This window comes from Streptomyces sp. NPDC048639 (assembly GCF_043199075.1).
Taxonomy (GTDB): domain Bacteria; phylum Actinomycetota; class Actinomycetes; order Streptomycetales; family Streptomycetaceae; genus Streptomyces.
The window spans coordinates 324,149-338,892 of sequence record NZ_JBICVP010000003.1; the positions used below are offsets into that span (position 1 = coordinate 324,149).

At 72.1% G+C, this 14,744-nt stretch carries 15 protein-coding genes; 4 read left to right on the forward strand and 11 right to left on the reverse strand.

Annotated features, from left to right (window positions below):
* Nucleotides 1–130 precede the first annotated feature (130 nt).
* The 4 genes from ACGFNH_RS09705 to ACGFNH_RS09720 form a co-directional block, all read right to left on the reverse strand.
* Nucleotides 131–1,438 carry a hypothetical protein gene (locus ACGFNH_RS09705; protein ID WP_393652505.1) on the reverse strand — a complete coding sequence of 436 codons (1,308 nt, stop codon included), beginning with the start codon at nt 1,436–1,438 and terminating at the stop codon, nt 131–133.
* Nucleotides 1,428–1,943 carry a DUF6114 domain-containing protein gene (locus tag ACGFNH_RS09710; RefSeq protein WP_393652506.1) on the reverse strand — a complete coding sequence of 172 codons (516 nt, stop codon included), beginning with the start codon at nt 1,941–1,943 and terminating at the stop codon, nt 1,428–1,430. Before ACGFNH_RS09710 ends, ACGFNH_RS09705 begins: the two co-directional genes overlap by 11 nt.
* A gap of 91 nt (nt 1,944–2,034) precedes the next feature.
* The gene (locus ACGFNH_RS09715; protein ID WP_393652507.1) at nt 2,035–2,652 is read right to left on the reverse strand and encodes a DUF6230 family protein; all 618 of its coding nucleotides are present in this window, start codon (nt 2,650–2,652) and stop codon (nt 2,035–2,037) included.
* Between the two features lie 719 nt (nt 2,653–3,371).
* Nucleotides 3,372–4,346 (reverse strand): tetratricopeptide repeat protein, encoded by a 975-nt coding sequence (locus ACGFNH_RS09720; protein WP_393652508.1) that lies wholly within the window; start codon nt 4,344–4,346, stop codon nt 3,372–3,374.
* Between the two features lie 206 nt (nt 4,347–4,552).
* On the opposite strand from ACGFNH_RS09720, the gene ACGFNH_RS09725 reads away from it, so the two are divergent.
* Complete coding sequence (locus ACGFNH_RS09725) at nt 4,553–5,203, forward strand: TetR/AcrR family transcriptional regulator (protein WP_393652509.1); 651 nt, start codon at nt 4,553–4,555, stop codon at nt 5,201–5,203.
* Between the two features lie 85 nt (nt 5,204–5,288).
* Here ACGFNH_RS09725 and ACGFNH_RS09730 read toward each other — a convergent pair whose 3' ends face one another.
* Nucleotides 5,289–6,296, reverse strand: coding sequence for an SDR family NAD(P)-dependent oxidoreductase (locus ACGFNH_RS09730; protein WP_393652510.1), 1,008 nt, complete (start codon nt 6,294–6,296; stop codon nt 5,289–5,291).
* Nucleotides 6,293–7,498 (reverse strand): glycosyltransferase, encoded by a 1,206-nt coding sequence (locus tag ACGFNH_RS09735; protein ID WP_393652511.1) that lies wholly within the window; start codon nt 7,496–7,498, stop codon nt 6,293–6,295. The genes ACGFNH_RS09730 and ACGFNH_RS09735 overlap by 4 nt, the downstream gene beginning before the upstream one ends.
* A gap of 277 nt (nt 7,499–7,775) precedes the next feature.
* On the opposite strand from ACGFNH_RS09735, the gene ACGFNH_RS09740 reads away from it, so the two are divergent.
* A complete protein-coding gene (locus tag ACGFNH_RS09740) occupies nt 7,776–8,468 on the forward strand; it encodes a response regulator transcription factor (RefSeq protein ID WP_393652915.1) in 693 nt (230 codons plus the stop codon).
* Nucleotides 8,465–9,865, forward strand: coding sequence for a sensor histidine kinase (locus ACGFNH_RS09745; RefSeq protein ID WP_393652512.1), 1,401 nt, complete (start codon nt 8,465–8,467; stop codon nt 9,863–9,865). The genes ACGFNH_RS09740 and ACGFNH_RS09745 overlap by 4 nt, the downstream gene beginning before the upstream one ends.
* Before the next feature lie 135 nt (nt 9,866–10,000).
* Here ACGFNH_RS09745 and ACGFNH_RS09750 read toward each other — a convergent pair whose 3' ends face one another.
* From ACGFNH_RS09750 to ACGFNH_RS09760, 3 genes are all read right to left on the reverse strand, one after another.
* Nucleotides 10,001–11,701, reverse strand: coding sequence for a methylmalonyl-CoA mutase (locus ACGFNH_RS09750; protein ID WP_393652513.1), 1,701 nt, complete (start codon nt 11,699–11,701; stop codon nt 10,001–10,003).
* Between the two features lie 73 nt (nt 11,702–11,774).
* Nucleotides 11,775–12,107 carry a DUF3817 domain-containing protein gene (locus ACGFNH_RS09755; RefSeq protein WP_393652514.1) on the reverse strand — a complete coding sequence of 111 codons (333 nt, stop codon included), beginning with the start codon at nt 12,105–12,107 and terminating at the stop codon, nt 11,775–11,777.
* A 112-nt stretch (nt 12,108–12,219) separates the two neighbouring features.
* The gene (locus tag ACGFNH_RS09760) at nt 12,220–12,729 is read right to left on the reverse strand and encodes a MarR family winged helix-turn-helix transcriptional regulator (RefSeq protein WP_393652515.1); all 510 of its coding nucleotides are present in this window, start codon (nt 12,727–12,729) and stop codon (nt 12,220–12,222) included.
* Nucleotides 12,730–12,894: 165 nt separating this feature from the next.
* Between ACGFNH_RS09760 and ACGFNH_RS09765 the strand changes: the two genes are divergently transcribed.
* Nucleotides 12,895–13,935, forward strand: coding sequence for an ArsR/SmtB family transcription factor (locus ACGFNH_RS09765; RefSeq protein ID WP_393652516.1), 1,041 nt, complete (start codon nt 12,895–12,897; stop codon nt 13,933–13,935).
* 29 nt (nt 13,936–13,964) lie between these two features.
* Here the strand turns inward: ACGFNH_RS09765 and ACGFNH_RS09770 are convergent, their stop codons facing one another.
* Both ACGFNH_RS09770 and ACGFNH_RS09775 read right to left on the reverse strand, forming a co-directional pair.
* Complete coding sequence (locus ACGFNH_RS09770; protein WP_393652517.1) at nt 13,965–14,192, reverse strand: hypothetical protein; 228 nt, start codon at nt 14,190–14,192, stop codon at nt 13,965–13,967.
* Nucleotides 14,189–14,626, reverse strand: a complete 438-nt coding sequence (locus ACGFNH_RS09775) for a hypothetical protein (protein WP_393652518.1) — start codon at nt 14,624–14,626, stop codon at nt 14,189–14,191. The genes ACGFNH_RS09770 and ACGFNH_RS09775 overlap by 4 nt, the downstream gene beginning before the upstream one ends.
* Between the last annotated feature and the right edge of the window lie 118 nt (nt 14,627–14,744).

Below are 14,744 nucleotides of genomic sequence, written 5' to 3' on the forward strand. Positions count from 1 at the left end.
CCCGCCGCGGGGGGGGGGGGGGGGGGGCGCCCCCCCCCCCCCCCCCCCCCCCCCCCCCCCCCCCCCCCCGGGGGGCGCGCCCCCCCGCCCCCCCCCCCCCCCCCCCCCTTCTGTGTGCGTGTGTCCGGACCTACTCGGTGCTGAACTGCTGTATGCCCGGGACGGTGAGCGTGCCGCCGAACTGGCCGGCCTGGCGCACCTTGGCGTCGGTGAAGATCGCGAAGGGCACGTTGATCGGCGGCGGGCTGTCGGGGCTGAAGGTGACGGGGATCAGCCCGAACAGCTTGCCGCTCAGCTCCTCGGTGTACATGGTCACCGTGCCGCCGCGAAGCTCCGATGTGCTGCCTTCGGCGGCCTTCACATGGGCGGTGGTGCCCTGCGCGCCGGACACCGTCTGATGCAGGTCCTTGATGTCCGTTTCCTTGGCGGTGAACTTCAGGACCTTCTTGACGTTGCCGCTGTAGGTCTTGACCTCGACGATGCCCTTGAAGTCCAGGCCGCGCAGCGTGAGCTTGGAGGTCTCCAGGCGCCACGCCTCGTCCGGGAGCAGCGGGATGCCCTCCTCCAGGTCGGCGGCGGCCAGCGCCTTGGGGTCCTTCTCCGGGCAGGGGAACGGCTTCTTGCCGTCCTTGCCGGTCGCACCCTCGGTCGCGTCCTTGACGCCGTCGGAGGCCTTGTCCACGGACTTCTTGGCCTCGTCGCCGACCTCCTCGACCTTCGCACCGACCTTGTCCGCCGCATCCTTGATGGCGTCCTTGGTCTTGTCGACGGTCTCCGCGGGCTTGTCCGCGGTCTTGGAGGGCTTGGGTTCACTCGTCTCGGAACTCGGCGTCGCGGAGGGCGTGGAGCTGCTCTCGGCCGGAGCCGGCTCCTCTTCCTCTTCTTCCTCGTCGTCGCCGTCGAAGAGGTCCTTGAGCTTCTCACCGACACCCAGCGGGTCCAGTGGGTTCTTGGACTCCGTCGGGCTCGGCTCGGGCGAGGGGGTCTCCTCGGCCGGGGTGGACTCGGACGGCGTCGGCTCCGGCTTCTCCGACTTACCGGCGTCGTCCGCCTTGTCCCCGGAGGGACTCGGCTTCGCCGAGGACTTCTCGCTCGGCTCGGCCGACTTCGAGGCATCCGGCGACTCGGACGGAGAGGGCGACTTCTCGGCCTTCTCCTTCTCCTTCTCCGACGGCTCGTCGGAGCGCGTGACGCAGGGCCCGGGGGCGAAGGGATTCCCGGGAACCTCGTCCGCCTGGGCGAGCTTCGGGGTCAGGCCCATGCCCACGAACACCGCTGTGGGCATTGCGGCCAGGGCTATCGCCTTGCCTGCCGGAATCTGCAACTTGGTGAGCAGCGACTTCCGGGGTGCCGCGTGACGCGGCCCCGTTCTGACGGGGCGAGCCACGGGGGAGTCGCCGCTTCCGGCCGCGACCGGCCGGGCCTCGTCAGCCTGCACGGTGCCTCCCGCCATTCACTTCGACAACCCTTCCGGCTTCGTACGAGTCCCCGGCGTCCGTGGGCGCCGTGTCCGGCTGATCACCGGTCCGCACGGCCGGCCTGCCGCCGGCGCCGGCCGGCGCCCAGGCGATGGACAGAGCACCACCGGTCAGCGCGAACAGGAAGCCGACCAGAAAACCGCCGAGGTTGGACACGGGGATGGAGACCAGGGCCAGCAAAATCGTCGCAACACCCGCGAACACCCGGACGATGGGGTGGAACCACATGGTCAGGCCGAGTGTCACCAGCAGTACGCCGATGATCAGCGAGCCCGCGCCCGCCGTCGTCGCCATGCGGATGGTGAGCTGACCGACCTTGAGGTTGGCGTACGGCAGGTACGCGATCGGCGCGCCGCCGAGAATCGTCAGCAGGCCCGCCCAGAACGGCCGCCCGCCGCGCCATCCGCGGAAGCGAAGCCGCCAGTATCGAATTCGGTCACGCAGCCCTGGTGACTCGGCGCTCATGGAAAACAGCTCCTGGGGACGGCGTTGTTACAACAGAGTTCAGGGGTTGGGCGGGCGGGAAACCGGGGCTTCCCACCCGCCCGGCGAGTGCTTAGTAGCACTCCTTGACGCCCTTGTGGAGCTTCATGCTGAGCCCGCTCAGCTTGAAGGTTCCGGCGCTGGTGGCCCATGCGGTCTGCTTGACGTCGGTCAGGGTGGCGCTGTCGGCCTCCTGAGCGAAGCCGGCAGGGCTCGCGTGGTCACCCTTGTTGATGCCGGGGCCCTTGGTGCTGGAACCGGCGGCGACACCGATGTTGATGTTCTTGAACGTGGCGTTGGCGTCGAGCTGCGCCACGTCGATGTACAGGTTCTCGGCCTCGACCGGGGCCTCGCCACCTGCGTTGAGCTGCAGTGTCACAGTGCCGACAAGCGGGATGTCCGGCGTGACGACGGACTGGCACATTTTGTTGATCTTCGCGCTCTTGAACGCGGAGACCGCGACGGGGACGTTCTTCCCGCCGACCTGTGTGTCGTAGGCCCCGTACTGGACGAAACCCTTACCCTCGAGCCGCTCCGCGCTGACCTTGAACTGCTGGCCGGACACGCTGAACGATGCCGCGAGCGCACCCTGCGAGAGGGCGACGCCGATCGCGGCGGTCGCCGCGACGCTGGGCACCATGACAACGGCGAACCGCTTCCATCTGGTCCCGCCACGTGCCAGGGACTCCATGACTTTCCTCCTTCTCGGACGTACATCTCCGGCGGGGCCGGTGGGCCGGCCCTACCTGGGATGGGAGAAGTGCTACGTCCTCGGGAAGGAGAGCGCCGTCGTACTCGGAGGCGCGAACCGCACCCGAATCACCGGCGATCACCCCCGAGCGACAACCACTGGCCACGCTGTCGCGCAACCTCTCTGGACAGGCCCTGCCGAGGGTTCGGCAGAGACCCCCCTGTCCAAGGCCGGCGCCACTGCCGCCGGCCTGCTCGGTGGGGACCCAGGACGCCCGCAGCACCGAACGGATTCCGGGCTGCGGGTTTGGACCGAGCGTGGCCGATCGTGGTGCATCAACCGGGTCCGGCACAAGGCCCGCGTTACTGGGGAGTAACGGACGGATAACCGATCCGTGGCCGACGTATCTCGGCCGGGTACGCAGGGTCGCCGGTTCAATGCCCGATTGTGGAGGAGTAATTGGCACATACGCGGACAAGGGCCCGCGGTTCATTTACTGCCAGTAACAGCGGCCGCGATTACCAAGTTTTGGTAAAGCGCGGCCGCCGTGGTCACTTCAGGCCCCGGATGACGGTATGTCAGGCGTCCCCGGGGTGGGTAAAGGTGGCGGCTCGGCGGCCGTCACCCTGTACAACGCGGACAGAAGGCCCGTCCGTCGGTCACGGCAGGAGATTCTTCCCCCACCCCGCCGCCCTCCACTCCTGACCGGGGCGAAACGGTCAGAAGAGAACGCGTGCCAGCGCGTTGCGCGCGGCGGTCACCCGGGGGTCGTCACTGCCGATCACCTCGAACAGCTCCAACAGCCGGACGCGGGCGGCCTCCCGGTCGTCCCCCGCCGTGCGCTTGACGGCGTCGATGAGCCGTCCGAAGGCGTCCTCGACATGACCGCCGACCAGATCCAGGTCCGCGGCCGCGAGCTGTGCGGCCGCATCGCCCGGCCGGTCCGCGGCGGCCTTGCGCACCGCCTGCGCGTCGGCCCCCTCCACACGCCGGAGCAACTCGGCCTGGGCCAGGCCGAGCTTCGCCTCCGCGTTGCCCGGGTCGTCGGCGAGCACATTGCTGTACGCCTGGATCGCCCCGCCGAGATCACCGGCGTCCAGCGCCTGGTGTGCGGCGCCGAGCGCGCTGTCGTACGGGCCGGCGGGCACGCTCGGGGCCTCGTCGGCCTCCTCGGCACCTTCCTCGCCCGGCTCGACCGGGGCGCCCACGATCCCGAAGCGCTGCTCCGCCGCCTCGATCAACTGGTCCAGCACCTGGCGGATCTGCCCCTCCGGGGCGGCCCCCTGGAACAGCGGCAGCGCCTGACCCGCGATCACGGCGAAGACCGCGGGAATGCCCTGCACGCCGAACTGCTGGAAGAGCATCTGGTTGCTGTCGACGTCGATCTTGGCGAGCACGAAGCGGCCCGCGTACTCGGTCGCGAGGTTCTCCAGCACCGGGCTGAGCTGCTTGCAGGGCTCGCACCACTCGGCCCAGAAGTCGATGACGACGGGAACCTCGGCGGAGCGCTGGAGGACGTCGCGCTCGAAGCCCGCCTCGTCGACATCGAAGACGAGACGATCGGGGGTCGTCCGCGGCCCGCCGCCGCGGGCCGCCTCGGCCCGGGCCTGCTCCGCCTTCTGCTTGGCTTCCCCGGCGGCCTTCACCGCGCCGAGGTCGACGACTCCGCTCATGGACATGTTCCGTGGCTGCATGAGTACATCCTCCCCCTTCCGCGCAGAGATCGGAAAAGCGCCTGTTTCCGTCAAGGACACGGCGTCCTGATCGGCGCCGGGTCCCCACCCTCGCGCCTGTGGTTGTCGCATGTTCACCGTGTTTCGCTACGGGCCGTAGCGTATCTGATGGAACCCCGGGCGGAGCAACCCCGCCCCCCGGCATACCGCGCGGTAGGGTCGCCCGCATGTGCAGCATCTCCGGCCGTACGAGCCGCTCCGGCCGTACGGGACGTCCGCGCAGCGCCGAGGCTGACCAGGCCATCCTTGACGCCACCCGCGCCGCGCTCGTCGAACTCGGCTGGGGAAAGCTGACGATGGGCGATGTCGCCGCGCGGGCCGGAGTGGCGAAGACCACGCTCTACCGCCGCTGGGCGAACAAGAGCGAGCTCGTGGTCGACGCGGTCGCGATCCTCTTCGACGAGCTCGAACTCCCCGACCGGGGCGGCCTCCAGGGCGACATCAAGAGTGTGGTGCTGCAGTTCGCGGCGCTGCTGCAGCGGCCGGAGACCAAGACCGCGCTGATGGCGGTCGTCGCCGAGTCGACCCGCGACGAGGTGCTGCGGGCCCGTATCCGGTCGGCGATCGTGGACCGACAGAAGCGGCTGGTGCTGCTCGGCCGCGAACGTGCGCAGGCCCGGGGCGAGCTGCCGCCCGACGCACCGGGCGCGGAGGGTGCGACGGCCGCGGCACGCGCCGTGGACCTGATCTTCGACATGACGGCGGGCGCGGTGGTGCACCGCTCGCTGGTGAGCGGCGAGCGCGTGGACGAGGCCTGGGTCCGGGACTTCACGGCCGTCCTGCTCGGCGGGCTGGGGGCGGTGGGCCGGCCGGACTGACCCGGCCGGCGGAGCCGCCCCTCCGCGCCCCCTGCCGGCCGGCCTGCCGCGGCACGGCCCCCGGCAGCGCTCGTGGCGCGTGGGCCTACACGTCGTAGCGGTCGGCCGTGAAGCGGTGCAGGTGGTCCGCGACCCACCGGGAGGTACGGCGCAGGCCCTCTTCCAAGGTGACCTCCGGCTGCCAGCCCGCCCACTCCCGGGCGCGGGAGTTGTCGGACAGCAGCCGCTCCACCTCACTGCCCGCCGGGCGCAGCCGCGCCGGATCCACCACGACGCGCGCGGCCGAGCCCGTCGCGGCGATCAGCGCCTCCGCGAGCTCGCCGATGGCGATCTCCCGGCCGCTGCCGAGGTTGACCACATCGCCCAGCGCGCGGTCGCACTCCGCCAGCGCGAGGAAACCGGCGGCCGTGTCCGTGACAAAGGTGAAGTCGCGGGTGGGCGCGAGCGACCCGAGCCGTATCTCGCGGGCGCCGGCGTGGAGTTGGGCCAGGATCGTGGGGATCACCGCGCGTCCGGACTGACGCGGACCGTAGGTGTTGAACGGCCGCACGACCGTGACCGGCAGGTCGAAGGCGTGCGCGTACGACAGGGCCATCATGTCCGCACCGATCTTCGAGGCGGAGTACGGCGACTGGGGCTGCAGCGGGTGGTCCTCGGCGATGGGGGCGGTGCGCGCGGTGCCGTAGACCTCGCTCGTGGAGGTGTGGACCAGCCTGCGCACGCCGTACCGGTGACAGGCCGCGGCGATGTTCTGCGTGCCGGTGACATTGGTCTGCACGTAGGACTCGGGAGACTCGTAGCTGTACGGGATCCCGATGAGCGCGGCGAGGTGGAAGACGGTGTCGCAGCCCGCCACCGCGTCCATCACGCGCCCCGCGTCCCGTACGTCCCCGGCGAGCAACTCCACGGGGCTCTCCGGACCGAGGTAGCGGGCGAGGTGCCCAGCGGCGGCGTACGGCTTGTAGTGGACGAGCGCGCGGACCCGCGCGCCGCGCTCGACGAGCAGATCGACGAGGGTGGAGCCGATGAAGCCCTCGGCTCCGGTCACGAGGACGGTGCGGTCGGCCCAGGACGGCGAGGTCGGATCGGTCATGACGCGTACTGCTCCTTCGTACGGGGGTGGGGGTCGGTCGGCGCGGAACGCCCGGCGAGCCGCAGCACCTTGGCGGCCAGGAGGTCGGCGGCCCGTGCGTGGGTCCCCGGGTCGGCGGCGCCGCTCATGGCGGCGAGCCGCGCCGGGTCGTTCAACAGCGGTTCGGTGAGCTCCGCCAGCCTTTCCGCAGTCGTCTCGCCGTCCTGCAGCAGCAGGGCGGCACCGGCCTCGGAGAGCACGCGGGCGTTGTGCGTCTGGTGGTCGCCCGGGGCGTGCGGATAGGGCACGAGCACGGCCGGGAGGCCGGTGGCCGCCAGTTCGGCGACCGTCGCCGAGCCGGCACGGCACACGACGAGGTCCGCCGCCGCGTAGGCGAGGTCCATGCGGTCGAGGTAGGCCACGGCCTGCGCGACTCGCTCGCCGCCCTCGGCGGCGAGCCGGGTCCGTACACCTGCGAGGGCGTCCGGGCCGGTCTTCACCAGCAGCCGTACGTCCGTCCTGGCCCGCCAGCGCCTGGCGAGGCCCACGGCCGCTTCGTTGAGGCGCGCCGCACCGAGGCTGCCGCCGTTCACCACCAGCAGCCGCACCCCGTCGGGCACGCCGAACGCGCGGCGGGCGTCGGCGCGCATCCCGTGCCGGTCCAGGGTGGCGACGGGACCGACCAGCGGCATGCCGACGGTGTCGGCGTCCGCGCCGGACGGCAGGTGCGCGCGGGTGCGGTCGAAGGCGAGCGCGATGTGCGGGGTGAGGCGGGCGGCGAAGCGGTTGGCCCTCCCCGGCACGGCGTTGGACTCGTGGATGAGGCTCGGCAGCCCGGCGAGCCGCGCGCCGACGATGACGGGAGCACTGGGATACCCGCCCATGCCGACCGCGACCTGCGCGCCCCGGCGCCGCAGGATGCTCCGGACCTGGGCTCCGGAGCGCATCAGCGCGGCGGGCAGCAGATAGCGGCGGGCACCGAGCGCGGGATCGAACGGGATCATGTCGACGGTGTGCAGCGGGAAGCCCGCCGCGGGGATGAGCCGGGTCTCCAGGCCCCGCTCCGTCCCCACGAAGCTGATGTCCGCGTACGGGTCCGCACGGCGCAGGGCCTCGGCGAGCGCGAGGCCGGGATAGATGTGGCCCCCGGTTCCACCGGCCCCGATGACCACGGACAGCGGCCGTGTCGGGGCGCCCGGCGGGGGCTGGTTCGGTTTCGGCATGGACGTCAGGCTGCGGGGCGGGCCTAAGACGGATCTAAGAGCAGGGTTTGGCAGCCTTGGGTGCTATGAACACCGCACCGCCGACCGGTCACCGAGGCCTCCCGCCCCCGCCCACCGCCCCGGGCCGCGCGCCCCGCCACACTCTGCGGGACGCGGCCGGGTCCGGCGCCGGGCGGACGGCCGCGGCACCGCGCAGGCAGCCGGACGGGCCCGCGACGCCGGGCGGACCGCACCGCGGAGCACCGGCCGCGGCCGTCCGGGAGCGGAGGTGAGCGGGGTGGCCGACGGGGCGAGGATCCTCGTCGTCGACGACGACCCCGAGGTACTAGCCGCCGTCGAGGACGGGCTCACGATCGAGGGGTTCACCGTCCGCGGCGCCGCCGACGGCCTGGACGCGCTCAGTGCCGTGGCCGCGTGGCAGCCCGATGCCGTCGTCCTCGATGTGCTCATGCCCGTGCTCGACGGGCTCGCGGTGTGCCGCCGGCTGCGCGGGCTCGGTGACCGTATGCCCGTACTCGTCCTGACCGCGCTCGACGCCGTGAGCGAGCGCGTCGACGGCCTCGACGCCGGAGCCGACGACTATCTGGTCAAGCCCTTCGCGCTCGACGAACTGACCGCGCGCGTACGGGCGCTGCTGCGGCGCGCAGCCCCGGACGCCGCCGGGGACTCCCCTCCCAGCTCCTTCGCCGACCTCGTCGTGGACCCCGCGACCCGCACCGGCGTACGCGGCGGGCGGCGGCTGGAGTTCAGCCGGACCGAGTTCGCGCTGCTGGAGCTGCTGCTCGCGCACCCCGGGCAGGTGCTGCCGCGGGAACTGATCCTCGAACGGGTGTGGGGCGCGACGTTCGGCCCGGACACCAACTCCCTGGCGGTGTACGTGGGTTACCTCCGACGGAAGCTGGAGGCGGGCGGCGAGCCGCGGCTTGTCCACACCGTGCACGGCGTCGGCTACCGGCTGGACCTCGTATGAGCGCCCGCCGTTCGCTGGGCGCCCGCTGGCGCCGCCGCCGTCCGCTGCGCACCCGGCTCGCGCTGGTCGCGTCGGCGGCGGTGGCCGTGGTCGTGGTGGGGGTGTGCACGGCGGCGTTCGTCGTCCTGCGCTACGAACTCAACCGTCAGCTCGACCTCAGCCTGAGCCAGGCGGTGCGGGGCGTCGGCGGGGACGTGCAGGACGAGGGCCCGCAGGTGGTCTCCGGCGAGTGCCGGCTGCTCGGCTCCCCCGCCTGCACCCAGATCGTCCCGGCCGACCCCGCGGACGATCCGGACCGCCCGTACCTGCTGCCCGTCACCCGGGGCACCCGGGACGTGGCCGCGGGCCGCCGCCCCGCCGCTTACAAGGACATCTCCTTCCAGGGGCACCGGATGCGACTGCTCACCGAAAGCGTGAGGGAGGGCCAGGCCGTGCAGGCCGCGCTGCGCGCCGACACCGTGGACGACGGCGTACGGCAGGCCGGCCAGTTGCTGGGTGTGGTGGGCGCCGCGGGGGTGCTGGTCGCCGCGGGCCTGGGCTACTGGGTCTCGCGCACCGGCCTCGCCCCGGTCGCCCGGCTGACCGCGACCGCCGAGCGGATCGCGGCGACGCGGGACGCCCGGCACCGCATCGAACTGCCGCCGGGGCCGCCGGGGCGCGAGGACGAGGTGACCCGGCTGGCGAGCAGTTTCAACACCATGCTGGGCGAACTCGAGCAGTCGGTCGCCGCGCAGCGGCAGCTCGTCGCCGACGCCTCGCACGAGCTGCGAACGCCGCTCACCGCCCTGCGCACCAACGCCGAACTGCTCGCCCGCGGCGACCGGTTGACCGCGGCGCAGCGCGAGCGCGCGGCGGGCGCGCTGGGACGGCAGATCCGCGAGGTGGGGCAGCTGGTCGGCGACCTCATCGAACTGGCGCGGGACGAGGAGCCGCAGCCGCTGCTGGAGGACGTGATGCTCGCGGGCCTGCTGGAGTACGGGGTGGCGGCGGCGCGGGAGCACTGGCCGGCGGTCGCATTCACGGTCGAGGTCTCCCCCGAGGCATCGCGCCTGACGGTGCCGGGCGTCCCGTCCCGGCTGAGCCGGATGCTGGGCAACCTCCTGGACAACGCGGCGAAGTTCAGCCCGCAGGGCGGCCCGGTCGAGACGGCGCTGACGGTGGAGGGCGGCGCGCCGCACCTGGTCGTACGGGATCACGGTCCCGGTATCGCGGCGGCGGATCTCCCGTACGTCTTCGACCGCTTCTACCGCGCGGACGCGGCCCGGGCCCTGCCGGGCTCGGGGCTCGGGCTCGCGATGGTCCGCCGTATCGCGCAGGCCCACGGCGCGGAGCCGGAGGCGGGGCGGGCGCCGGGCGGCGGCGCGGTCTTCACGATCCGTTTCCCGCGCCCGGGTTGAGCCGCTCACGCGCAAACTGCCGAGTGGCCTTCCGCGGCCCTCCCGGCCCGCCGGACCCGGGCGCACAGCCGGCCCCGGCGGCCGGAAGGGCCGCCGGGGCCGGCTTGTGCACCGAGACGGGTAAGAGGGGAGGCGTCAGAAGCCGGCCGGCTCCGTGTACGTGCCCCACTCGTCGCGCAGCACGCCGCAGATCTCGCCGAGGGTGGCCTCGGCCCGTACGGCGTCCAGCATCGGTTCGATCATGTTGCCGCCGTCGCGTGCCGCCGCGACCATCGCGTCCAGGGCGGTGCGTACGCGCTCCTCCTCGCGTGCGGCCTTGCGGCCGGAGAGGGCACGCACCTGCTCGCGCTCGACCTCGTGGCTGACGCGCAGGATCTCCAGGTCGCCGGTGACCGAGCCGGTGTGGCAGTTGACGCCCACGACCCGCTTGTCGCCCTTCTCCAGGGACTGCTGGTACTGGAAGGCCGACTCGGCGATCTCGCCGGTGAACCAGCCGTCCTCGATGCCGCGCAGGATGCCCGAGGTGATCGGCCCGATCGGGTGCTTGCCGTCCGGGTGGGCCCGCAGGCCCCGCTCCTTGATGCGGTCGAAGATCTTCTCCGCGTCGGCCTCGATGCGGTCGGTCAGCGCCTCGATGTACCAGGAACCGCCCAGGGGGTCCGCGACGTTGGCGACGCCGGTCTCCTCCATCAGCACCTGCTGCGTGCGCAGCGCGATCTCCGCGGCCTGCTCGCTCGGCAGGGCGAGGGTCTCGTCGAGGGCGTTGGTGTGCAGGGAGTTGGTGCCGCCGAGCACGGCGGCCAGCGCCTCGACCGCGGTCCGTACGACGTTGTTGTACGGCTGCTGGGCGGTCAGCGAGACACCCGCGGTCTGGGTGTGGAAGCGCAGCCACTGCGCCTTCTCCGACGTCGCGCCGTAGACCTCGCGCATCCAGCGCGCCCAGATGCGGCGCGCCGCGCGGAACTTGGCGATCTCCTCGAAGAAGTCGAGGTGCGCGTCGAAGAAGAAGGAGAGGCCGGGCGCGAAGGTGTTCACGTCCAGGCCGCGGGAGAGGCCCAGCTCGACATAGCCGAAGCCGTCGGCGAGCGTGTACGCCAGCTCCTGCGCGGCCGTCGAGCCCGCCTCCCGGATGTGGTAGCCGGAGACCGACAGAGGCTTGTACGCGGGGATGGAGCGCGTGCAGTGCTCCATCAGGTCGCCGATCAGACGCAGATGGGGCTCGGGCTGGAACAGCCACTCCTTCTGCGCGATGTACTCCTTGAAGATGTCGGTCTGCAGGGTGCCGTTGAGGATGCCCGGGTCGATGCCCTGGCGCTCGGCGGCCACCAGGTACATGCAGAAGACCGGCACGGCGGGCCCGCTGATGGTCATCGACGTCGTGACGTCGCCGAGCGGGATGTCCTTGAAGAGGACCTCCATGTCGGCGGCCGAGTCGATGGCGACACCGCAGTGACCGACCTCGCCCAGCGAGCGCGGGTCGTCGGAGTCGCGGCCCATGAGCGTCGGCATGTCGAAGGCCACGCTGAGCCCGCCGCCGCCGTTGGCGAGGATCATCTTGTAGCGCTCGTTCGTCTGCTCGGCGTTTCCGAAGCCGGCGAACTGGCGGATGGTCCAGGTACGGCCGCGGTACCCGGTGGCGTGCAGGCCCCGGGTGTACGGGTACTCCCCGGGCCAGCCGATCCGCTCGAAGCCGGGCACGGTGCTCCCCGGCGGCGGGCCGTAGACGGGCTCCACGGGGTCTCCGGAGAGCGTGGTGAAGTCCGCGTCCCGCTTGCGGGAGGCGTCGTACCGGGCCTGCCAGCGGCGGCGGCCCTCTTCGATGGCGTCGGCTTCCATACCCTCGAATTTACTAGGACGTCCTAGTAATTGTCGACGGGAACCCGCCCCGCAGCACGTACGAGGCGGCGGCCTACGCCTTGGCCGGCCGCGCCTGCACGTCGCTGACCAGCGGCTTCACCCGAGCGACGACCTTGGGCTCGACGAAGAAGGCGGCGAAAGGAATCGTCCCGGACAGCAGCACCCAGAGCAGCTTGTCGAAGCCCCACTTCGCCTTGGAGCCCAGGTCGAAGGTCACGACCAGGTAGACGATGTAGAGCAGGCCGTGGATCTGCGAGACGACGAAGGTGACGTCCTCGCCGGTCTTGAAGCCGTACTTGAAGACCATGCAGGTGCACAGCACCAGCAGCATGACGGCGGTGACGTAGGCCATCACCCGGTATCGGGTCAGCACGCTCTTCTTCATGGCACACGAGCGTAACCGCAGGTGCCGGGCGGCCTTCCGGCGGGCCCCGCGCCCGCGCCCGGCCGCGGGGGCCTGCCGCGCCTCCGGCCGCCGCCGCGCCGGCGGCCGTGCGTCACTGGCCCTCGAAGTCCTCGGCCGCGATCCGCAGGGGCCGCAGCAGCGCGAAGATCTCCGCGCACTCCTCGGAGTCGTACGTCCCGAGGCCGAAGTCCATGGCCATCAGGTCGCGCGTCGCCTCGTCCACGACCCTGCGGCCCTTCCCGGTGATGGCGGCCAGCGTCCCGCGTCCGTCGTTGGGGTTGGGCCGCTTGCCGACCAGGCCCGACTTCACCAGGCGGTCCACGGTGTTGGTCACCGAGGTCGGATGCACCATGAGCCGCTCGCCGATCTTCGACATGGGCAGTTCGCCGGCCTTGCTGAAGGTGAGCAGCACCAGCGCCTCGTACCGGGCGAAGGTCAGACCGTACGGTTTGACGACCGCGTCGACCTTCGCGAGCAGGATCTGGTGGGCGCGCATGATCGAGGTGATCGCCGCCATCGACGGCACGGACCCCCATCGCTGCTTCCACAGTTCATCGGCACGGGCGATGGGGTCGAACGGCAGACTGAGCGGCTTCGGCACGCCTCGACCTTAGCGGCCGGTCACAGCGCGGTCAGCCCTGTCTCACGCTCCGGATTCACGTGAGCAGCAAAGGAGACATGCCCGGCATGTCCGCTGGGTAGATGCGCGGCGACGCAACGTTCTCGGCCCAGGCCGGAAGGCCGGCCCGGAGGGAGGTGCCGTCGGGTGCCGATCCATATCCGCTTCGCGGACGGGGACCCGCTGCGCTGCCGGTTCGCCGTCTCGCCCCTCTGGGAGGTGCGGGAGGCCGTCCGCATGCTCGGGCGCCCGCTGCGCCACGGCAGCCGTCTGCCGTGGCTGCGGCGCATGGGGACCGCCGCGGCGGGGCTGGACCTGCGGGCGCTGCGGCTGCTGATGCCGGAGCGGGGTCCCGTCCCGGCTTTCCTGTGCCCGCCGCCCGGCGGGCCGTTCTCCGTCATCGACGACGAGCTGGCCCAGGTGCGGGCCACGGATCCGGAGCGGGCGTACGCGGATCTTGCCCGCTCGCTGTCCGCGACTCCGGGTGCCGCCGCCGGACCCCTGGGCCGGACCCTGCTGGAGGACCCCGGGCGTACGGTGCGCGAGCTGGCGGATCTGCTGGAGCTGGCCTGGCGTGCCCTGGTCTCCCCGGACTGGCCGTCGCTGCGGAGCCTGCTGGAGGCGGACATCGCGTTCCACTCCCTGCGCCTCGCGGACGGCGGTCCCGAGCGGCTCATCGGCGAGCTGCATCCGAGGGTCTCCTGGTCCCGGGGGACGCTCACGGTCCGGGACGGCCGGGACGGCACGGAGGGCACGGAGGGCCGCTCGTACGGCGAGGAGCCACGGATCACGGGCGGGGAGGGGCTGGTCCTGGTGCCCAGTGTCTTCGTCGGGCCGGACGGGGTGCGCGGATTCGCCCCGGAGCGCGAGCCCGGCTCCACGCGCCCGGAGGCGGCGACCGTGGTGTACGCGGCGCGCGGGACCGGCGGCCTGTGGACCGAGCCGGGAGGCGGACCGCCCCAGGCGCTGGCCGCACTGCTCGGACGCGGGCGGGCCACCGTACTGGCCGCGCTCGCCGAGCCCGCGACGACGACCGCCCTCGCCCAGCGCCTCGGGCTCGCCCCGTCCTCGGTGTCGGCCCATCTCTCCACGCTGCGTGGTGCGGGCCTGCTGACCTCGTACCGCTTCGGCCACCAGGTCCTCTACGAGCGCACGCCGCTGGGCATCGCGCTGGCGGAGGCGGCCTGACCGCGAGGGCATCGCCCAGCGGGCCGGAGCTACTCCGCGCGGGTCACGCGTGCGTGGTCCGTGATCACGCGCCGGAAGAGGTCGTGTCCGGTGCGGCCGGTATGGCGTAGGCACCAGTCCTGGGCTGAGCCCTGCTCGTCCTGCGGGCCGGACGTCGCGTCGCAGCCGTGGCTCACACACAAAGCCTCGAAGGTGACCCCGCCTTCTGGAGCATGCCGGATCGTGTGGTTCACGAAGCGGAAGATCGCGCGGGTCATGGGGCCCCTCCCGAGGGGGCGACTACGTCGCCCTCAGTGGCGCTGTCGTCCCCGGTCTCACGCAGTCCCGCCAGGCGTAGACCGCGAGACTCGGCGACCCGGAGAACATCCGCCAGACACTCGATGAGCCGGATTCCGGCGTACTCCACTGCGGCACGCGTGGACAGGCGGTCGCCCAAGACCTTGCGAGTGTCCTCCAGGACATCGGCAGCCATGGCGAGCTGGGCCGCTTCCATGTCGTCGGCAAGACGAGACACGAACCCCGCTGGGTTGTCACTGCTCAACAGGCACGGTTTGCCGCTGTCGGTGGTCCAGGGCAGCAACCGGGGCACCCGACCCGCGTGGTCGACGGCGAGGCCCGACTCTGCCGTCTGGTCGGCGTAGGCGGCGGAACCGCCTTCTCTCGCGTTCGTCTTGGCCGTTGACAATGCCATCGACTCTCCTCGCTGCCTTCCCACTTGAGGCTTCAGGATCCGGTCGGGCGCTGGGACGTGGGAACCTCGCACATTTCCCACTTCGGGACGTCCCAAGAGGGGTAGAACGTCCCTATGG